Source organism: Pseudomonas sp. Xaverov 259 (genome assembly GCF_019352915.1).
In the GTDB taxonomy this organism is placed as follows: Bacteria; Pseudomonadota; Gammaproteobacteria; order Pseudomonadales; family Pseudomonadaceae; genus Aquipseudomonas.
This window is the reverse complement of sequence record NZ_JAAAFV010000051.1, coordinates 84,315-104,188: the sequence shown is the minus strand read 5'-3', so window position 1 is coordinate 104,188 and position 19,874 is coordinate 84,315. Positions and strand designations below refer to the sequence as shown.

The 19,874-nt window shown below is 58.0% G+C and carries 21 protein-coding genes; 13 read left to right on the top strand and 8 right to left on the bottom strand.

The features are described from left to right. The first annotated feature begins 167 nt into the window (after window positions 1-167). The 3 genes from K0H48_RS22065 to K0H48_RS22055 all read left to right on the top strand — a co-directional run bounded on the left by K0H48_RS22065 (window position 168) and on the right by K0H48_RS22055 (window position 2,274). Window positions 168-1,289 (top strand): beta-ketoacyl-ACP synthase III, encoded by a 1,122-nt coding sequence (locus tag K0H48_RS22065; protein WP_219269136.1) that lies wholly within the window; start codon window positions 168-170, stop codon window positions 1,287-1,289. Between the two features lie 143 nt (window positions 1,290-1,432). Further along, complete coding sequence (locus K0H48_RS22060; RefSeq protein ID WP_016973332.1) at window positions 1,433-2,047, top strand: RNA polymerase sigma factor; 615 nt, start codon at window positions 1,433-1,435, stop codon at window positions 2,045-2,047. After that, window positions 2,041-2,274 carry an anti-sigma factor gene (locus K0H48_RS22055; protein ID WP_138814421.1) on the top strand — a complete coding sequence of 78 codons (234 nt, stop codon included), beginning with the start codon at window positions 2,041-2,043 and terminating at the stop codon, window positions 2,272-2,274. The genes K0H48_RS22060 and K0H48_RS22055 overlap by 7 nt, the downstream gene beginning before the upstream one ends. Before the next feature lie 120 nt (window positions 2,275-2,394). Here the strand turns inward: K0H48_RS22055 and K0H48_RS22050 are convergent, their stop codons facing one another. Then, a complete protein-coding gene (locus K0H48_RS22050; protein WP_017134842.1) occupies window positions 2,395-3,717 on the bottom strand; it encodes a putative porin in 1,323 nt (440 codons plus the stop codon). A 282-nt stretch (window positions 3,718-3,999) separates the two neighbouring features. On the opposite strand from K0H48_RS22050, the gene K0H48_RS22045 reads away from it, so the two are divergent. The 3 genes from K0H48_RS22045 to K0H48_RS22035 all read left to right on the top strand — a co-directional run bounded on the left by K0H48_RS22045 (window position 4,000) and on the right by K0H48_RS22035 (window position 5,707). Continuing rightward, window positions 4,000-5,124 carry a GNAT family N-acetyltransferase gene (locus K0H48_RS22045; RefSeq protein ID WP_219269135.1) on the top strand — a complete coding sequence of 375 codons (1,125 nt, stop codon included), beginning with the start codon at window positions 4,000-4,002 and terminating at the stop codon, window positions 5,122-5,124. Window positions 5,125-5,202: 78 nt separating this feature from the next. Then, on the top strand, window positions 5,203-5,481 hold the full coding sequence (locus K0H48_RS22040; RefSeq protein ID WP_058422112.1) for a BrnT family toxin: 279 nt from the start codon (window positions 5,203-5,205) through the stop codon (window positions 5,479-5,481). Further along, window positions 5,459-5,707: a BrnA antitoxin family protein gene (locus tag K0H48_RS22035; protein ID WP_219269134.1), complete on the top strand. Its 249-nt coding sequence runs from the start codon at window positions 5,459-5,461 to the stop codon at window positions 5,705-5,707. The genes K0H48_RS22040 and K0H48_RS22035 overlap by 23 nt, the downstream gene beginning before the upstream one ends. 54 nt (window positions 5,708-5,761) lie before the next feature. Here K0H48_RS22035 and aqpZ read toward each other — a convergent pair whose 3' ends face one another. From aqpZ to K0H48_RS22010, 5 genes are all read right to left on the bottom strand, one after another. Continuing rightward, the gene (gene aqpZ, locus K0H48_RS22030) at window positions 5,762-6,463 is read right to left on the bottom strand and encodes an aquaporin Z (protein ID WP_017134844.1); all 702 of its coding nucleotides are present in this window, start codon (window positions 6,461-6,463) and stop codon (window positions 5,762-5,764) included. A gap of 292 nt (window positions 6,464-6,755) precedes the next feature. Continuing rightward, on the bottom strand, window positions 6,756-8,588 hold the full coding sequence (locus tag K0H48_RS22025; protein ID WP_219269133.1) for an ABC transporter ATP-binding protein: 1,833 nt from the start codon (window positions 8,586-8,588) through the stop codon (window positions 6,756-6,758). Window positions 8,589-8,670: 82 nt separating this feature from the next. Then, window positions 8,671-9,234, bottom strand: a complete 564-nt coding sequence (locus K0H48_RS22020) for a peptidylprolyl isomerase A (RefSeq protein WP_016979352.1) — start codon at window positions 9,232-9,234, stop codon at window positions 8,671-8,673. 3 nt (window positions 9,235-9,237) lie between these two features. Then, window positions 9,238-10,041, bottom strand: coding sequence for an alpha/beta fold hydrolase (locus K0H48_RS22015; RefSeq protein ID WP_219269132.1), 804 nt, complete (start codon window positions 10,039-10,041; stop codon window positions 9,238-9,240). A gap of 14 nt (window positions 10,042-10,055) precedes the next feature. Further along, entirely contained in the window at window positions 10,056-10,979 is a 924-nt protein-coding gene (locus tag K0H48_RS22010) for a LysR family transcriptional regulator (protein WP_065929812.1), read from the bottom strand. 49 nt (window positions 10,980-11,028) lie between these two features. On the opposite strand from K0H48_RS22010, the gene K0H48_RS22005 reads away from it, so the two are divergent. From K0H48_RS22005 to K0H48_RS21985, 5 genes are all read left to right on the top strand, one after another. Continuing rightward, window positions 11,029-11,343 carry a 3-phosphoglycerate kinase gene (locus tag K0H48_RS22005; protein ID WP_219269130.1) on the top strand — a complete coding sequence of 105 codons (315 nt, stop codon included), beginning with the start codon at window positions 11,029-11,031 and terminating at the stop codon, window positions 11,341-11,343. A gap of 151 nt (window positions 11,344-11,494) precedes the next feature. Continuing rightward, window positions 11,495-12,094, top strand: a complete 600-nt coding sequence (locus K0H48_RS22000) for an FMN-dependent NADH-azoreductase (RefSeq protein WP_017134849.1) — start codon at window positions 11,495-11,497, stop codon at window positions 12,092-12,094. A gap of 203 nt (window positions 12,095-12,297) precedes the next feature. Then, window positions 12,298-13,161: a carboxylate/amino acid/amine transporter gene (locus tag K0H48_RS21995; RefSeq protein ID WP_219269129.1), complete on the top strand. Its 864-nt coding sequence runs from the start codon at window positions 12,298-12,300 to the stop codon at window positions 13,159-13,161. 255 nt (window positions 13,162-13,416) lie between these two features. Then, entirely contained in the window at window positions 13,417-14,682 is a 1,266-nt protein-coding gene (locus K0H48_RS21990; RefSeq protein WP_219269128.1) for a hypothetical protein, read from the top strand. Further along, window positions 14,633-15,925, top strand: coding sequence for a hypothetical protein (locus K0H48_RS21985; RefSeq protein WP_219269127.1), 1,293 nt, complete (start codon window positions 14,633-14,635; stop codon window positions 15,923-15,925). Before K0H48_RS21990 ends, K0H48_RS21985 begins: the two co-directional genes overlap by 50 nt. A gap of 67 nt (window positions 15,926-15,992) precedes the next feature. Here K0H48_RS21985 and K0H48_RS21980 read toward each other — a convergent pair whose 3' ends face one another. Then, window positions 15,993-17,291, bottom strand: coding sequence for a mechanosensitive ion channel family protein (locus K0H48_RS21980; protein WP_219269126.1), 1,299 nt, complete (start codon window positions 17,289-17,291; stop codon window positions 15,993-15,995). Between the two features lie 193 nt (window positions 17,292-17,484). Here K0H48_RS21980 and K0H48_RS21975 point away from each other — a divergent pair, with 193 nt between their 5' ends. Continuing rightward, window positions 17,485-18,831, top strand: a complete 1,347-nt coding sequence (locus K0H48_RS21975; protein WP_219269125.1) for a DEAD/DEAH box helicase — start codon at window positions 17,485-17,487, stop codon at window positions 18,829-18,831. A 114-nt stretch (window positions 18,832-18,945) separates the two neighbouring features. Here K0H48_RS21975 and K0H48_RS21970 read toward each other — a convergent pair whose 3' ends face one another. Next, window positions 18,946-19,221, bottom strand: coding sequence for a hypothetical protein (locus K0H48_RS21970; RefSeq protein WP_219269124.1), 276 nt, complete (start codon window positions 19,219-19,221; stop codon window positions 18,946-18,948). Between the two features lie 155 nt (window positions 19,222-19,376). Between K0H48_RS21970 and K0H48_RS21965 the strand changes: the two genes are divergently transcribed. After that, window positions 19,377-19,766 carry a hypothetical protein gene (locus K0H48_RS21965; RefSeq protein ID WP_017134854.1) on the top strand — a complete coding sequence of 130 codons (390 nt, stop codon included), beginning with the start codon at window positions 19,377-19,379 and terminating at the stop codon, window positions 19,764-19,766. The last annotated feature ends 108 nt before the right edge of the window (window positions 19,767-19,874 follow it).

The window sequence follows — 19,874 nt, the reverse complement described above, 5'->3', positions numbered from 1 at the left end:
GTTGTGGCAAACTTCGCAGTCATAAAGACCGGTAACGCCGCCAAACACTGTGGCGCGCTGGGATAAAGCGTTGCCAGTTTGCTGCCCGCTGGAGGGCATCGAACGACTTAAAGTTTGGTACGACGGTACCAATTTCTTCTCTGCCTGACAGATTTAGAGGAACGACCGTGCATAACGTCGTCATCAGCGGCACTGGCCTGTACACCCCGGCCAACAGCATCTCCAACGAAGAGCTGGTGCAGTCTTTCAATGCTTACGTGCAACAGTTCAACAGCGACAACGCTGCGGCCATCGAGCGCGGTGACGTGCAGGCGCTGACCGAGTCGAGCGCGGCGTTTATCGAGAAGGCTTCAGGCATCAAGAGCCGTTTTGTGATGGACAAGGACGGCATCCTTGACCCGCAACGCATGGCCCCGCGCTTGCCTGAGCGCAGCAACGACGAGTGGTCGGTACTCTGCCAGATGGCCATCGGCGCAGCCGAACAAGCCCTGCAGCGCGCCGGCAAGACCGCCGCCGACATCGATGGCGTGATCGTCGCCTGCTCCAACCTGCAGCGCGCCTACCCGGCCATCGCCATTGAAGTCCAGGAAGCCTTGGGCATTCAGGGTTTTGGCTTCGACATGAACGTAGCCTGTTCCTCGGCTACCTTCGGCATCCAGAACGCCGCCAACAGCATCCAGTTGGGCCAGGCTCGGGCGATCCTGATGGTCAACCCGGAGGTCTGCACCGGCCACCTGAATTTCCGCGACCGCGACAGCCATTTCATCTTCGGTGATGCGGCCACGGCGGTGATCCTCGAGCGCGCTGATCTGGCGACCTCCGAGCATCAGTTCGACGTAGTGAGCACCAAGCTGCTGACCAAGTTTTCCAATAACATTCGTAACAACTTCGGTTTCCTCAACCGCACCGCCGAAGAAGGCATCGGCGCGCCGGACAAGCTGTTCGTGCAGGAAGGCCGCAAAGTCTTCCGGGATGTCTGCCCGATGGTTGCCGAGTTGATCGGTGTACACCTGGAAGAAAACCAGCTGAGCGTGACCGACGTGAAGCGCTTCTGGCTGCACCAGGCCAACCTGAGCATGAACCACCTGATTGTGAAGAAACTGCTGGGCCGCGAAGCCTCGGTGGAAGAAGCGCCGGTGATCCTTGATACTTACGCTAATACCAGCTCGGCGGGCTCGGTGATCGCGTTTCACACCTATCAGGACGATCTGCCCAAGGGCGCTGTTGCAGTGCTCAGCTCGTTTGGTGCGGGTTACTCGATTGGCAGCGTGATCCTGCGTAAGCGCTAATCTTTGGATCTGGCCCGATTTAATGTGGGCGCCGGCTTGCCTGCGATAGTATCGCCTCGGTGTATCTGAACGACCGGGGTGTCTGCATCGCAGGCAAGCCAGCTCCCACATCGACCGTATTCCAAAGTAATTAGAGGTAAACAATGGCAGCAGCGGACGACGCGCACCTGCTTGAACGGCTGCTCAAGGGCGAGCAGCGGGCCTACAAGGAACTGGTCACCACCTACCAGAGCGCCATGCGCGCGGTTGCCTATGCGATTGTCGGCCAGCGCCACGCCGATGAAGTGGTGCAGGACGCCTGGCTGTCGGTGGTGCGTAACCTGGCCAAGTTCGAAGGGCGCTCCAGCCTCAAGACCTGGCTGCTGACCATCACCGCCAACTCCGCCAAGGGCCGCTACAAACAGAACCGCCGGGAAGTATTGCTCGATGATTTGCCTTCGCCCCACGGCACCATTGGTGATGACCGCTTCGTCCCCGACGACGGCCACTGGGCCGTTGCGCCTTACGCCTGGCACCAGGATACCCCGGAGGCCTTGCTGACCGAGGATGAGCTGCGTAAATGCCTGGAGCATACAATCCTGAGTTTGTCGGAGCTGCAAAGCAGCGTACTGGTACTGCGTGAACGTCAGGGCCTGGAGTTGGAGGAAATCTGTAATCTTCTGACCCTCTCGCTCTCCAATGTCCGTGTGCTGTTGCATCGAGCACGGCTTAAAGTCTTCGCCACGGTGGAGCATTTTGAGGAAACGGGCGAATGTTGACCTGTAAGGAACAAGTGGCGCGGTCCAGTGATTACCTCGATGGGCAATTGACCTTTCGAGAGCGTCTGCTGGTGCGTCATCACTTGATGTTCTGCCCCAACTGCCGGCGATTTATTCGTCAGATGCGCCTGCTGCAGGCGACATTGAAGATCATGCCGCAGGAGCCGGTAAAGGATGCTGATGCTTTGGCTGAGCGGCTGGCTGCCGAACGGCTCAAGGATCAGTAAAGGCGGGGTAAAGGCAGGCTCGCGTGGGTGAGTCGAACGGATGATGGGGATCGACCCGCCCACGCAAGGCTGTTGAAACCACCTCGGGCCGTCCTGGCCCAAGGTTTATTGCACACACATTTAGAACTTGGCTTCAGCATCCAACTGCAGGGTGTTGGTGTTGGCATCACGCTGCGTACGGCTGGCGTAGTCAGCCTTGGTCAGGAAGTACGTGGCGCCGAGGGCGAAGTTCTTGTCGATGTCGTAGCTGACTTTGAGCTTGTGGCCGCGCGAACCGGTGGTGCCGTTGGCGAAGTCCGAATCGGTGAAGGCGCCTACGACCGCGTCACGCTGAGTATCGCGGTAGTTGTAGTCCAGGTTGAAACCGAACACCTTTGACTTGGCACCGATCAACCAGGCGGTGTCCTGATCGGTCACCGCATCGTTGTTTTTCACGTACTGGCCGTAGAACGCCAAAGGCACGGCCAGGCCGCCGATGTCGGCTTGGGCAAAGCCTTCATACAGGCGGAATTCGTTGTTGGCCGAGTTGCCGTTGACTGCCAGCGCGCATGGCGTGGTGGTGGTTGTGCAGCGGCTGTCCTTGTCGTTCTGGTAGGCGTAGACACTGCCGCCCAGGGTCATCTTCAGGTTGTCGGTGAGCGAGAACCGCGTGCCCAACTGGCCAGACGTCAGGCGCAGGTCGTGGCGAAATTGCACGCCGTCGCCGTCAACGTTGTCCTTGAGGTTGTAGTTACCCAGGCTGCCGAACAGCTCGGCGCTGCCGCCCAATGGGTACTTGTAGGTGACGGCCAAGCCTTCAGGGTTGATGTCGCTATCCCAGATCACGTCGCCCATGTTCACCCACGGCTGCAGCATCTTGCCGCCGATCACGTGCAGGTTCTTGATCTGGTCCGGGTGATAGTCGATGTAGCCCAGGTCCAGCCAGATCGACTTCTTGTCGAAGTAGTTGTCCTGGTCCTGGTTGGTGGAGCGCGCGTCATCGCTGCTGCCGGTGGCCACGCGGATGCCGGTGTCGACCTGGGAGTTGATCTCGGTGTAGGCGCCCAGGCGGGCACGGATACGCTGACGGTCTTTGTCGCGGCCGCCGTTATTGGATTCACCCTGGATTTTCACGGTTTCCTGACGGAAGCGCACATCGCCCTTGAGCTGGGTACGCGCGGCCCAGGCCAGCTTCTGATCGAAGACGCTGAGGTCGTTGGTTTTCTTCGCGGTGGCCGCGATCTGCTCGTTGGTCTCTTGTTGAGCTTGCTGTGCGATCTGCTTTTCTTTCTGGTCCTTGGCTAATTCCGTTTGCAGTTCAGTGTACTGCGCAGCGGTGATCTGGCCGTTGGCCTTGAGCATGTCGAGCAATTTAGCGTCGACTGCAGCGCTGGCCGGAACGCTCAGGGCCAGCAACAGGCCGCCACACAGGGCCGCCGCAGTTTTAGTGGAAGCAAGACGCATATCAATCTCCGAAAGTGAGGAGGGATGGCAAACCATCCAGGACACAACCGACCGATGACGGACGGAAAATAGCCGCCTGGTAGAACCAGGCGCTCTAAAAACAGGCGTCAGTATCGCGATCGTTTATGACGGAGTAGTGGCTAAGTGATTTCACCTAGATGACAAATTATTTAATCTGGAACTAATCGTTACCAGGTTTGTCGAGCTCGTTTCGAGGTGTGCCTGGCGCCGCGATAGGCGATACTCGCCAGGCTTTCACGCCAAGAAACAGTGAGGATGCCGATGCCGTTGCAACGCCTGGACAGCCTGTCCGCAATCGCCCCAGAGGTCTGGGATGCCCTTGTGCCGCAGGCACAACCCTTTGTGCGGCATGCCTTCCTGAGTGCGCTGGAAGACAGCGCCAGCCTGGGCCCGCAGTCCGGTTGGCAGCCCGAGCATTTGTTGCATTGGGAGGGCGAGCGACTGGTGGCCGCCTTGCCCAGCTACCGCAAGTGGCACTCTTACGGCGAGTACGTGTTTGATCACGGCTGGGCGGATGCCTGCGCGCGCGCGGGCATCGAGTACTACCCCAAGTTGCTGACGGCGGTGCCATTCAGTCCGGTGAGTGGCCCGCGCTTATTGGCCAGGAATGCCGAGGACGGGTTTGAGCTGCTGGGCAGCCTGCCCGGTTATCTGGAAATCGAAGGGCTCTCCAGTGCCCATATCAACTTCACCGACCCGTTGGCCGACACGGCATTGGCCGGGCAATCGGGTTGGTTGCAGCGCCTGGGCTGCCAGTTTCATTGGCAAAACCGCGGCTATCGCGACTTTCAGGACTTCCTTGATGCCTTGAGTTCACGCAAGCGCAAACAGATGCGCAAAGAACGCGAGCAAGTGGCCGGGCAGGGCATCGATTTTGAATGGTTGCAAGGCCATGAGTTAAGCGAGGCGCAGTGGGATTTTGTCTACGCCTGCTATGCCAACACCTACGCGGTGCGTCGCCAAACACCCTACCTGACCCGCGCCTTTTTCAGCCTGCTGGCCGAACGCATGCCCGAGGCGATCCGCGTGGTGCTGGCCAAACAAGGCACACGCCCAGTAGCCATGGCCTTCAGCCTGATCGGTGGTGACAGTTTTTATGGCCGCTACTGGGGCTGCCTGGCGGAGTTCGACCGCCTGCATTTTGAAACCTGCTTCTACCAGGGCATGGACTACGCCATCGCCCACGGCCTGCAACGTTTTGATGCCGGCGCCCAAGGCGAACACAAGTTGATTCGCGGCTTTGAGCCAGTGATCACACGGTCGTGGCACTACCTGCGCCATCCCGGTTTGAAGAATGCCGTTGAAGACTTCCTGGAACGTGAGCGCGTGGGGATTCTGGCGTATGCCGAAGAGGCGAGGGCTGCGCTGCCTTATCGGCAGGGCTAAACCGTCGGTCTGGCTGACCGGGCAAGAAAGTCTTGAAACCACTATCCTGTATGTACAAAAGTACATACAGGATGTGTCATGCTTTTTGAGTGGGATGAGTCCAAAAATCAGATCAATATCGCCAAGCACGGCATCGATTTCAATGACGTCCCCGATATCTTTCGGCATCCAATGCTGGCCTTACGCGATGATCGGGCAGATTATGGCGAAGAGCGTTGGATCAGTATTGGCTGGATAAAACTATTAATGGGTGTGGTCGTATACACCGAACGGTGTGGTGATGTGATTCGTATCATCTCCGCCCGAAAAGCAACCAAGAAGGAGGCCAAATACTATGACGCAAACATCGAAAACTGATTGGGAGCGCTTGGCCAAGATGAACGACGAATCAATCGATACCAGCGATATTCCTGAGCTGGACGCCGACTTTTTCCGGCGTGCGCAGCTACGTGTGCCGGTGAAGCAGGCAGTCACCATTCGGCTCGATGCTGATGTGCTGGAGTGGTTCAAAGGCCAGGGTACCGGCTACCAGACGCGCATCAATCAGCTATTGCGCCAATACATGCAGGCCCATCAAGGCTGACATCAGCTTATTTGACACAGCCCTGCCTTACCGGCAGGGCTGAACCCGTTTGCCTCAGGCTGGCTGCTCCTTGCCCAGCCATCGATAGGTCACGCCGCCGATTACAGCGCCGAGGATCGGCGCCAGCCAGAACATCCACAACTGCTGGATCGCCCATCCGCCGACGATCAGTGCCGGGCCGGTACTGCGGGCCGGGTTGACCGAGGTGTTCGTTACAGGAATGGAGATCAAGTGGATCAAGGTCAAGGCCAGACCGATGGCGATGGGTGCAAGACCGGGCGGGGCACGACGGTCGGTAGCTCCGAGTATGATCAGCACGAACATCGCCGTCATCACCAGCTCACAGACAAACCCCGCAGCCATCGAGTAGCCACCCGGCGAATGCTCGCCGTAGCCGTTGGAGGCCAGGCCCGAAGCCAGTTCGAACCCCGGCTTGCCACTGGCAATGAAGTACAACAGCGCAGCGGCGACAGTAGCGCCGATAACCTGCGCGACGATGTAAGCCGGTAACTCCCTGGCCGGAAACCGCCCGCCCACGACCAGCCCCACTGACACTGCCGGGTTGAGGTGGCACCCGCTGATATGCCCGATGGCAAACGCCATGGTCAGCACCGTCAGCCCGAAGGCCAGGGCCACACCGAGGAACCCGATCCCGACGGCGGGAAATGCTGCGGCCAACACCGCACTCCCGCAACCGCCCAACACCAGCCAAAAAGTACCTAACCCCTCTGTGATTGAACGTTTGAACAAAGACATGCGACACGTCCTTGATAGATAGCTCTACCGAATCAGTAAATCAGTGATGCTCCCTGCAGATTTACTTCAGCGCCCTTCTGGGCACTGCACTGATTACAGCACGCTTTTGATACAAATCCAGGCCATAAAAAAGCGCCAGGGTCCCGTGGGTTGGGATGCCTAGCGCTGATCGAGTGTGGGAGCGGGCTTGCTCGCGAAGGCGGAGTGTCAGTCACCAGATAGGTTGGCTGATACACCGCGTTCGCGAGCAAGCCCGCTCCCACATTTTGATGTGTGTTTGTCCCGGCTATGGTCAGTCGATACCGACAAATCCTCCAGTCTGGTGCTGCCACAATCTGGCATACAAGCCACCATGGGCGAGCAATTCGGCATGGCTTCCGGTTTCGGCAATCTGGCCTTTCTCCAGCACCACCAGGCGGTCCATGCGCGCAATGGTCGACAAACGGTGCGCAATCGCGATCACGGTCTTGCCTTGCATCAGGGTTTCCAGGCTTTCCTGAATCGCCGCTTCCACTTCCGAATCCAGCGCCGACGTCGCTTCATCCATGATCAGGACAGGCGCGTCCTTGAGCAGTACTCGTGCAATGGCAATGCGCTGGCGTTGGCCGCCCGAGAGTTTCACCCCGCGCTCGCCCACGTGCGCATCCAGCCCTGTGCGCCCTTCGGCATCCGACAGCAGCGGGATGAACTCATCGGCGCGGGCTTTGTGGATGGCGGCGTTAAGCTCCTCATCGGTTGCATCCGGCTTGCCGTACAGCAAGTTGTCGCGGATCGAGCGGTGCAGCAGCGAGGTGTCCTGGGTGATCATGCCGATCTGTGCCCGCAAGGACTCCTGGGCCACTTCGGCGATGTTCTGGCCGTCGATCAGGATGTGCCCGCCTTGCAGGTCGTACAGGCGCAGCAGCAGGTTGACCAGGGTTGATTTGCCCGCGCCGGACGGGCCGATCAGGCCGATTTTCTCACCGGCCTTGATCTGAAGGTTCAAGCCGCCAATGATCCCGCTCTTTTTGCCATAGTGGAAATCCACCTGCTCGAAACGGACTTCGCCGTGGGGCACTTGCAGGCGCGGCGCGTTTTCGCGGTCGGTCACCGCCAGCGGCGCAGCGATGGTTTTCAGGCCGTCCTGCACCATGCCGATGTTTTCGAAAATACCGTTGACCACCCACATGATCCAACCGGACATGTTGACGATACGGATCACCAGGCCAGTGGCGAGGGCGATGGCGCCCACGGAAATCAGTGACTGCGTCCACAGCCACAAGGCCAGGCCGGTGGTGGTGACGATCAACAACCCGTTCAGGATCGCGATGGTCACGTCCATGCTGGTCAACACGCGCGCGGCCAACTGGGTTTTTTCGGTCTGCTCAATGATCGCTTCCTTGGCGTATTCCTGCTCATTTTGCGTATGGGCGAACAGCTTCAAGGTGGTGATGTTGGTGTAGCCGTCGACAATCCGGCCCATCAATTTGGAGCGTGCCTCGGAGGAAATCACCGAGCGTTCTTTTACACGGGGCACGAAGTAACGCAACGCCAGGCTGTAAAGAACGATCCAGGTAATCAGTGGGATCATCAGGCGCCAGTCCGCCTCGGCAAACAACACAAGGGCGCTGATGGCGTAGATCGACACGTGCCAGATGGCTTCCGCCGTCGCCACCGCCGAGTCGCGCAAGGAATTGCCGGTTTGCATGATGCGCTGGGCGATGCGCCCGGCGAAATCGTTCTGGAAAAAATTCAGGCTCTGCTTGAGTACGTAGCTGTGGTTCTGCCAGCGGATCAGGCTGGTCATGCCGGGGTTGATGGTCTGGTGCACCAGCAAGTCATGCAGGCCGTTGAATATCGGGCGCAGCAGCAGGGCCACCACGGCCATCCAGATCAGCTCGGCGCTGTGAATCTGGAAAAAGTTGGCGGGCGGCGTGCCTTGGGCCAAATCGATAATGCGGCTCAGGTAGCTGAACAACGCCACTTCGATCAGCGCGCCGATCAGGCCGACCACCAGCAAGGCGGCAAAGCTTGGCCACACCTGGCGCAGGTAGTAGAGGTAGAAGGGCAGGACTTTATCAGGAGGGGCGGCGCTGGGAGCGTCGCGGAAGATGTCGATCAGTTGTTCAAAGCGACGATAGAGCATTCAGTCTGACGCCCGCGCTGCGGGCTCTCCTTTCAAATGCGCACGCGGCGTTGTGGGCCACGTGCGGAGCTTGCTGCGGACCTCAGTCGATGCGTTTGGCCGACTTGATCACAACAGGGTCGATTGGCACGTTTTGCATGCCTTGCTTGGTAGTGGTTTGCGAGTTGACGATGACGTCGACGACGTCCATGCCCTTGACCACTTTGGCGAACACGGCATAACCCGCATCGCGGCCAGGGTCGAGGAAGGCATTGTCAGCCACGTTGATGAAGAATTGGCTGGTGGCCGAATTGGGATCGTTGGTGCGTGCCATCGACAAGGTGCCGCGCACGTTATGCAGGCCGTTGCTGGCTTCGTTCTTGATCGGTGCTTCGGTCGGCTTCTGCGACATCTGTGCGGTGAAACCGCCGCCCTGGACCATGAAGCCCGGGATCACGCGGTGGAAAATCGTGTTGGTGTAGAAGCCTTTGTCGACATAGGCCAGGAAGTTCTTGGTACTGATCGGCGCCTTGACCGGGTCCAGTTCGATTTCGATGTCGCCATTGGTGGTGGTGATCAGGACGTGAGGGGCCTTGGCAGGCTCAGCAGCCATCAGGTTGGCTGCGAACAATACGGAGCCGGCAAAGAAGGCGATTTTTTTCAGCATGGGTCAGTGATCCTGGGTAGTGGTTTCGACTGTCTTTAGAAAATCGAGCAAGGTAGCGTTAAAGACTTCGGGTTGATCCAAGGGCGTGGCATGGCGGGAATCTTTGATCACCACCAGCCGCGCATCGGGCAGCAGTTTTACATAGTTTTCTTTCTGCGCCACGGGGGTGTAGTCGTGGTCGGCGCTGATGACCAGCGTAGGACAGGTGATTCTGGAAAGTTGTTCCTGCACGCCCCAGCCGACAATCGCATCGAAGCTGGCGAGATAAGCACGTTTGTCGTTTTTTGCCCAGCGTTCGGCCATTTTGCGCCGCAGGTCGGCTTGCTCCGGTTTGGGGAACAGCCGATCGCCCAGCGCCTTGCCGATGGTGGCCAGGCTGAGCACGCGCGCCAGGCTCCAACGCTTGGCCCATTGCCAGTAATCATCGGCGCTGCGTACCTTGACCTCGGGCGCGCTGTTGACGATGCACAGGCTCTTGACCTGCGCGGGGTCGTCCACCGCCAGTTGGAACGCGATCATGCCGCCCATGGACAAACCCACCACATGGGCGGGCGGCAGGTTCAGGTGTTCGATCAACGCCATTAGATCGAAGGTAAAGCCCTGGATGCTGTAGCGCTCGCGGGGTTTGTCGGAGCGACCGTGACCGCGCACATCCACCACGATCAGGCGGTAATGCCGGGCCAGCACCGGAATCTGCAGCTCCCAATCCTGGCTGCTGGAGCCCAGGCCATGGATCAGGATCAGCGGGGCGCCGTGACCGTATTCCTCATAATGCAGGCTGCAGCCTTCGTGGTCGAACCAGGCCATGGGTGAACTCCGTTTCAGGCTTGCTGGGGGGCGGCGAAAGGGGCGTCCAGGGGAGCGGTGTCAAAGGTGCGCAACAAGTCGATAAGAATCTGCGTGGCCGGCCCAAGGGGTTTGTCTTTGTTCGAGTACAGGTAGAACGTCGGGTTGCGGCTGCCACCCTTTTCCAGTGGCAACTGCTTGAGCAGGCCATCCTTGAGTTCACGTTCGATCAGGTGCCGTGGCAGCCAGGCAAAGCCCAGGCCGCTGCTGACGAAGGTAGCGGCGGTGGGCAAGCTGCCGACGGTCCAGCGTTGCTCGGCACCGAGCCAGCCGACGTCGCGCGGCTGTTGGCGACCGGAGTCACGAATCACCACTTGCATCTGGCTTTCCAGGTCCTGGAAACTCAGCTCGCGGTTGAGGCGATGCAGTGAGTGGTCGGGGTGGGCCACGGCGATAAATTCCACGTCGCTCATTTCCGTGCCCAGGTAGCCCGGAATGATGAAACTGCTGATGGCCAGGTCAGCCATGCCATCTATCAACAGCTCTTCAACCCCCGACAGCACTTCTTCACGCAGGCGCACGCGGCAGCCACGGCTTTGCGGCATAAAGGCGGTGAGCGCACGCACCAGACGCGCATTCGGGTAGGCGGCATCCACCACCAGGCGTACTTCGGCTTCCCAGCCCTGTTCCATATGGTGGGCGAGGTCTTCCAGTTGGCTGGCGTTTTTGACCAGTTGCCGCGAGCGGCGCAATAGCACTTCACCGGCCTCGGTGAGCACTGCCTTGCGCCCGTCGATGCGCAGCAATGGCACGCCGAGCTGGTCTTGCATGCGGGCCACGGTGTAGCTCACCGAGGACTGCGAACGGTGCAGCGCTTCAGCCGCCTGGGCGAAGCCACCATGGTCGACCACGGCCTGCAGCGTGCGCCATTGATCAAGGGTAACGCGGGGCGCTTTCAAGATGAGCTCCTCTTGTCCTAAGCTGGCGGTCCTTATTGGAGACTGCCGAATGAGAAAATTCTGTTGTGTATTGCTGGCGCTGCTGCCGATGAGCGCGTTTGCCTATTCCACCGACGTCACTAAAAAGATCGAGGGCGTGAGCATTGACTACACGGCGTCCGACGTCGACAACGACATCAGTTCGATACAGCTCAATAACTACGGCACCAATGACGCGGTGTGCTCGGTAACCTTCACCAACGGCCCGGAATCGCCACGTCGACGAACGGTTAAGGTACCGGCAGGTAAAAGCACCAACACTACGGTCAAATTCACCCGCTCGATTATCAAGATGCGTATCGCCCTGGCGTGCGCCCCAAAATAAACCGGCAGCGGAGCATGCCCATAGCAATACTCCGCTTATAAACAAATTTATAGATGGGTTATAGCAGTTTTTTACGCTTTTTTATCGAATTGGCTCTGTTTAATCTCCACTCCATCGCCTTACAGCATTTACAGATGGAGCCTACATAGCCATGTCCAATGTTCTGATCATCGAAAGCAGCGCCCGCCAGCAGGATTCGATCTCCCGCCAGCTGACTCAACAGTTCATCAGCCAATGGCAGGCCGCCCACCCGGCGGATCAGATCACCGTGCGTGACGTGGCCCTCAACCCGGTCCCGCACCTGGACGCCAACCTGCTCGGCGGCTGGATGAAACCCGCCGACCAGCGCAGCCGCGTCGAACAGGCGTCCCTGGACCGCTCCAACGAATTGACCGACGAATTGCTCGCCGCCGATGTGCTGGTGATGGCCGCGCCGATGTACAACTTCGCCATTCCCAGCACCCTTAAAGCCTGGCTGGACCACGTGCTGCGCGCCGGTGTGACCTTCAAGTACACCGCCACCGGCCCGCAGGGTTTGCTCACCGGCAAGCGCGCCATTGTGTTGACCGCTCGCGGTGGTATCCACACCGGCGCCAGCTCCGATCACCAGGAACCGTACCTGCGCCAGGTCATGGCCTTTATCGGGATTCACGACGTTACGTTCATTCATGCCGAAGGCGTGAACCTGAGCGGTGACTTCCAGGAGAAGGGCATCAACCACGCCAAAGCGCTGCTGGCACAGGTCGCGTAACGTTTTAATCGTCACATAATCGCGTGGTGTTTATATCGCTCCACGCAAACCCTTCAAGTACGCGTATCGAACCTCCCTTTGCACTTGTTGCTCCTGAGTGCTCCTACCCGACTGCCGCTATAGCGAGGTCGGGTTTTTTTTGCCTTCAGTTTCAGTAAACGCCGAAAACCTTTAATGTCCCGCCCATTCAAAACGAGGCGCGCATGGGCTACTTACTGGTTGTTACCCTGATTCAGGCATTTTCCTTCAGCTTGATCGGCGAATACCTCGCCGGTCACGTCGACAGCTACTTCGCCGTGCTGGTGCGTGTGGTATTGGCCGGGCTGATCTTCATCCCGCTGACCCGCTGGCGTTCAGTGGCGCCACCCTTCATGCGCGGCATGTTGCTGATCGGTGCGCTGCAGTTCGGCGTGACGTATGTGTGCCTGTACTTGAGCTTTCGTGTGCTCACGGTGCCGGAAGTGCTGCTGTTCACCATCCTCACACCGTTGCACGTGACCCTGATTGAAGACGCACTTAACCGCCGCTTCAACCCGTGGGCATTGGTCGCCGCCTTGGTGGCCGTGGGCGGCGCAGCGGTGATTCGCTTTGACCAGATCACGCCGAACTTCCTGATGGGCTTTTTGCTGCTGCAACTGGCCAACTTCACCTACGCGGCCGGGCAGGTGATGTACAAGCACCTGGTGGCGCGTTATCCGAGTGATTTGCCGCACTACCGGCGCTTCGGCTACTTCTACCTGGGCGCCTTGATCGTGGTGCTGCCGGCATTCCTGCTGTTCGGCAAAACCAACTTTTTGCCCGAAGCGCCGCTGCAGTGGGGTGTGCTGGTATTCCTTGGGCTGGTCAGCACGGCGCTGGGCATGTACTGGTGGAACAAAGGCGCCTGCCTGGTCAACGGCGGTACATTGGCGGTGATGAACAACCTGCATGTGCCGGTGGGGTTGTTGCTCAACTTGTTGATCTGGAACCAGCATGAACCGCTGGGGCGCTTGGCGCTGGGAGGTTTGGTGATTTTGGGGGCGGTGTGGATCAGCCGGTTGGGGGCGAGGCGTCTTTCCTCTACATAGTCAACGCGCATCGTTGAGGTTTGGATAAGAGCGATCGTCGCTATACAAAGGACCCGCGATGATAGTGCGGGTCCTGCTAGATTGTTTCTGAAGTTTGACTACGCTCATGGAGTGTAGGGAAACCAATGGATCATGACTGTGAATTAGACATTAGAGTTGATGAGCTAGCTAAGTTTGTTGACCCATTAATGTTTTGCTTTTTCTCTGTGAGTCAGACCCTGAGGCCTTGTTCTTCTTGAATGCAGGGTGGTCATCATGGCTGAGAAAAAAATTCCACGCGGTCTGAGTTTTTTAATCGCAATAAAAATTAAAAATATGCTTTATGTCGCAGGTTGCGTGATGGCGGCCTTGCTGGCAAACGTAACGAAAGCGGACAGCTTTACTGATTTTTGCGCGCCGCCTCCTGACGAAAAAATAAGCAAAAAGTGGGCAGGCAAAGGCGGTTTTGAAGACGATAATAGGGTTAAAGAACTTGGCAGCCTGATGAGATATCGGGATGCCGGAAATACCTTGGCTTTACAGAGCAATAGTTATAATTTCAAAGGTGAGGATAACACTCAGGTGCTTATTCCGGATCCTGAAAGCAGCATTGTCTTGAACGGAAAGGCTGTGCCGTTTGTGATTCAGGAAAATAAGGTGGAAAGTTGTTCGCAAGCCATCTTGAAATTACAAACATTTCAACCGATAGCCAATGACAGGACTTACGCTTGTGCGTTATTGGGTTTTGATCGAAGTTGCCTTACGGCCTCCGCAAGCCAGCCCAATATTAGTGATTCACGCATACCCAAGCGTTCGTTGGTTGTCATGTCATTTTTTGGCAAAGCCTTTTGCACGGGGCTATTGCTCGATGAAAAAACGCTGCTCACCTCTCGGCATTGTTTTATTCGGCAGTCTAACGGCAACCTGCTGACAGCGTTTAATGCGAGTGAATGGTCGGGCCTGAATATTCAGACCTTGGACTTGATGCGCACGGTCACCTTGTCAAAAGAAACCATAGTAAACCTTAAATTGGCAACCGGCTTTGACATAGATAAAGACCCCGTGAAAATTTCTGTTGAAACCGCCAAGGCACCCTCGGCGCAGGGCTTGCCAAAAGTGCTTTTCAAGCCGGCGCAGGCCAAACAGTTGCTCTGGATAGCCGGGCCGTTCGCCCTGCTGGATCAAGCGGTCGCGATGCAAAAGGCTTATACCGAAACTGGCATTTCTGCGCCGCGAGTAACCTGGCAAGACTCAATCAGGTGGAGTAATTCAAATGCGGCTCAATGCACGGTCGCGGCGGTCAGCCAGTCGTGCATTTACCATACCTGTCAAACATCTGAAGGTTACAGCGGCAGTCCCATGATCTCCGCGGCGTATTCAACGCCTTCGGGAGGTAATGACGTCATTGAGGTGGTGGGCGTTCATTCTGGAACCCCTGGCGCGGCACAAAACGGAGGGTGGCCAGCGTGTGCGCTCTCTAGTGCCAATTTTGATGCATCTGATTATTCCGCTTACAACGTCGGTAAAAGTGGAGGTCTTTAAAATGATCAAACATATAATGGTTATCGTGCTGGGCGGACTGCTCGCAAGCTGTGGTTATTTTGATGTTAAGCCGCGCGAGTCTGAAGACGGGCCTGTTATTGCGCGGGCGTTTTTCAGCAATCAAGACTGCGTTGGTGCAAAGGGTGTAAGCGAGTCTCTACTGGGTGCTGCCGCAGTGACGTGGGGTATAACAAAAGCCAGCGAAATGGTGGTGGGTTATGTCACCGACGCCGTGGCGCAGGCGGCGAAGGCCGATAAGGAGACGGTGACGGTCACCGGGCAAAACACGGACTACTTGTTTAGCGTCCAAGGTGAAACGGTCAAAATGAGGGGCTGTCTCTATGTGGTTGTCGCGCCACGCGTAGCCAATGGAAAATTCTGCTCGCCCGCCGAAGGCGCGAAAGGTAACTGGTACAACTCAGCCTCTTGTACCAAAGCCTCGTCGGAGCTTGTGAGTAAATGGCAGGAGTGGAGCCTGGGAACGCCCACTTTTTATGCTGAAATATCTTTTCGCCAGCCAGAGGGTGGACCTGTTGTAGCGGTGATTCCTGAAGTCAGGAAGATTTATTACCCACAACCTATTTCCACCATGAAAGAAGACAAAGTCAAAGGCCTTTCAATTCTGGTGACTGCGTCCAAACCCACCAAATCCACACGAGCCAGCGGGGATACGGTTCTTGAAGTGTTTCTCGGCGGAGATGGTGTGACACCACGCACCGTGAGGACCAAACAGTCATTGCAAACCAGCGGTTTATGGGTGGTTGTTCCCACGGTTGAGGGTGGCGCGGGCAAAAGTTTCGCCGGGCCGGTCAATTTGACCGTGACTGTTGCGGAAACGCCGCATCCAACCGCCTGGCTGCAATCGGTCGCCAGTTATGTCGCGGCGAACAAGCAGAAGGCCATTGATCTGGCTGTTGCCAAGCTTGACCCGGCGGCTGTTGCGAAAGCTGAAACTGAAGAACTGGCAAACGCTTCCAAATACCGAAGCAACGCCGCCGACGTCTGCACGGCGTTATCCACGCAAATGGAAAAGTTGCAGCAAGCGCAGGTTCACTTCAAAACGGACCAGCACGCCTCTGCGGAAGCACGCCTACGAGCGGGTTATACGGTGGCATCCGAGTGTGAAAGCACCAGTAATGCCGCCAATGCGGCGGCCAGTGCATGGTCACTCGCAGAACGGGGTGGGCCAGTATGCGATAGAAGTAAGGCCCCGACTGAAGAGATAGCCGGGCTGTGCCGATAACATGAAATAGCTGAGGCGCGCGCCTCCAGGATGGGTGACAGCCATCCTGGATGACACGCAGATAGGGTCACATCGAGTGTTTTTCCAACGCTGGCAAATGACTGGCCCCCAACACTGCCGGCAACACGCCCGCACGTAGATCATTGCCACTCGGCTGCTGATACAGGCTCAAGCCGAACTCCGGCAGCACCGCCAGCAAATAATCGAAGATATCGCCCTGGATCCGCTCGTAATCCGCCCACGCCGTAGTGCGGGTGAAGCAGTAGATTTCCAGCGGCACGCCTTGGGCGGTGGTTTGCATCTGGCGCACCATGCAGGTCATGTTTGGCTGAATATCCGGGTGGCTTTTCAGGTACGCCAGGGCATAGGCGCGGAAGGTGCCGAGGTTGGTCATGCGGCGGCGGTTGGCTGACAGTTGCGCGCTATGGCCCTGGGCTTCGTTCCAGGCCTTGAGTTCGGCCTGCTTGCGGCTGATGTAGTCGGTGAGCAGGTGTACTTGGGTCATGCGCACTTCTTCGTCGTCGCGCAAAAAACGCACACCGCTGGCGTCGATATACAGGCTGCGTTTGATGCGGCGCCCGCCGGAGGCCTGCATGCCGCGCCAGTTCTTGAACGACTCCGACATCAGGCGCCAGGTCGGGATCGAGACGATGGTTTTGTCGAAGTTCTGCACCTTGACCGTGTGCAGGGTGATATCCACCACGTCACCATCGGCGCCGACCTGGGGCATCTCGATCCAGTCGCCGACCCGCAGCATGTCGTTACTGGTCAGCTGCACGCTGGCCACAAACGACAGCAGCGTGTCCTTGTACACCAACAAAATCACTGCCGACATGGCACCCAGGCCGGAGAGCAGCAACAGCGGCGAACGATCGATCAAGGTGGCGACGATGATGATCGCGGCGAACACGAACAGCACCATCTTCGCCAACTGCACATAGCCCTTGATCGAGCGCGTGCGCGCATGTTCGGTGCGTGCGTAGATATCCAGCAAGGCGTTGAGCAGGGCACTCACGGCCAGCGTCATGAACAGGATGGTGAACGCCAGCGCCACATTGCCGATAAACAGGGTGGCGGTCTTGCTCAGGTCGGGCACCAGGTACAGGCCGAACTGGATCACCAGAGAGGGCGTCATCTGCGCCAGGCGGTGGAAGACTTTGTTATGCCGCAGGTCATTGAGCCAGTGCAGCGCCGGTTGCCGGCCGAGCAGTTTGACGGCGTGGAGGATGAGGTAGCGCGCTACCCGTCCGACCAATAGGGCGACGACCAGCAATATCAGCAAACCCAGGCTGGAATGCAGCAGTGGGTGTTCATCGAGGGCGCCCCAAAGGTCTTGGACGTTGAGCCAGAGCTGTTTGATATCCATGGGTAAAACCGATTCTTCTGTAAGACAACACGGGCCGATTAGAGCATTTATGTGCAACAAAGTTGGTTTTGCGGACAAATCTGCTGACAAAAAAGCAGCTGATTAGCGCCGTTCGCGTAAAGAAACTCGGTTTGAGCGCCCGAAACCGTTACCCTATGCAGCTGATATTTTGTATTTCTTCGAGGTAGCACCCGTGTTTTCCCAATTCGCCCTGCACGAACGCCTGCTCAAAGCCGTGGCCGAGCTTAAATTTGTCGAGCCTACGCCTGTGCAAGCAGCGGCCATCCCGCTCGCGCTCCAAGGGCGTGACCTGCGGGTGACGGCGCAAACCGGCAGCGGTAAAACCGCCGCTTTCGTCCTGCCAGTGCTGAACCGCCTGATCGGCCCGGCCAAAGTCCGCGTGAGCATCAAGACCCTGATCCTGCTGCCGACCCGCGAACTGGCGCAGCAAACCTTGAAAGAAGTGGAGCGCTTTTCGCAGTTCACCTTCATCAAGTCCGGCATTATCACTGGCGGCGAAGACTTCAAGGTCCAGGCCGCCATGCTGCGCAAGGTGCCTGACATCCTGATCGGCACCCCAGGCCGGATGATCGAGCAACTCAACGCCGGCAACCTCGACCTCAAGGAAGTCGAAGTGCTGGTGCTCGACGAAGCCGACCGCATGCTCGACATGGGCTTTGCCGACGATGTGCAGCGTCTTGTGGCCGAGTGCGTCAACCGCCAGCAGACCATGCTGTTCTCCGCCACCACCGGCGGTTCGACCTTGCGTGAAATGGTCGCCAAGGTGCTGAACAACCCCGAGCACCTGCAGGTCAACAATGTCAGCGACCTGAACGCCACCACGCGTCAGCAGATCGTGATGGCCGACCACAACGTGCATAAAGAACAGATCTTGAACTGGCTGTTGGCCAACGAGACCTATCAGAAGGCCATCGTCTTCACCAACACCCGTGCCGCAGCCGACCGCATTTACGGTCGTCTGGTGGCGCAGGAATACAAGGCGTTCGTGCTGCACGGCGAGAAAGACCAGAAGGACCGCAAACTGGCGATCGACCGCCTCAAGGCTGGCGGCGTGAAGATCCTGGTCGCCACCGACGTTGCCGCGCGCGGCCTGGACGTGGATGGCCTGGATATGGTCATCAACTTCGACATGCCGCGCAGCGGCGACGAATACGTACACCGTATTGGCCGTACCGGGCGTGCTGGTAACGATGGCCTGGCGATCTCGCTGATCTGCCACGGTGACTGGAACCTGATGTCGAGTATCGAACGCTACCTCAAGCAGTCGTTCGAGCGCCGCACCATCAAGGAAGTCAAAGGCACCTACACCGGGCCGAAGAAGGTCAAGGCGTCGGGCAAGGCCGTTGGCGTGAAGAAGAAAAAGACCGACGCCAAGGGCGACAAGAAGAAAACTGGCGCCAAGTCGCCGACCAAGCGCAAAATCGCCAACCGGCCGAAGACCGACAACCTGTCGCTCGTCAGCAAGGACGGCATGGCGCCGCTCAAGCGCCGCAAGCCAGAAGCGCCAGCTGCCGAATAAGGCCGCTGATACAAAAAAACCGGACGCTGTCCGGTTTTTTTATGCCCTTAGTTGATCGTTCCTACGCTCTGCGTGGGAATGCCGCCAGGGGCGCTCCGCGTCCCGTTGTGGTGGTTAATTTTTCGCTTTGTCGGCCGCCTCTTCCAGCTCCTTGAGGCGCTGGTCGATCAGTTGGCACTTGTCCGGCAGATCCGCGCTGGCGGTCTCCAGGTTCATGTGTTGCAACTCATCGTTGATTTCCTTGGCCTTGGCCGGGTTTTGCTGGGTCAGCTTGGTCACTTCCTTGGCCAGCTGTTCGCGTTTGGCCGTGGCCTCTTCCGGCGTGCAGGCCCAGGCGGGCAGGGCGCTCAGCAGGGCGGCGGCGATGGTCAGGTTCATCAGGGTTTTCATGGTCGGACCTCCTTGGCAGTGATGTTCAGTTGAGGGGGCGAACGTCTGGAAAGTTCAGAGAAATGACGCTCGTCTATTCGGGTGAACGGCCAGAGCACGGTCGTGTCATTACCTCTAACGGGCCACTTTTTAATCTGCCCGCAGGAGGAATCAGGATGACGACTTACAACTGGGATCTGATCGAACGTCTGCTGCATGAAGTGCAGAATGGCGAAGGCAGCTTTGCGCCGCGCAAGTATGCCGAGCAGGAAGCGGCCGAGAAGGCCACGGCGGGCGAATCCACCGGTAACCTGGACGCGTTGAAAAAGACCGCTGCCGATTACGAAGCGCTATTGTTCAAACGCGGTTTCATTGAATCGCGCCCGGAAGAAGAGGGCGGCAATGGTGAGAACTTCATCCTCACGGCGCTGGGCGCGCAGTTGCTGGCCCTGATCGATAGCTCAATTCCGGGCAACGATCACCCGCGCCAAGTGCTGGACGAGCAGGCAGACGCGCTGGACCCTGCGACGTTTGCCGAGGTGGCTTCCAAGGCGCAGATTGCGTAATAAGGCACACCCCAGACCAAAATGTGGGAGCGGGCTTGCTCGCGAATGCAGTGTGTCAGTCAATAGATTCATCGACTGATTCACCGCATTCGCGAGCAAGCCCGCTCC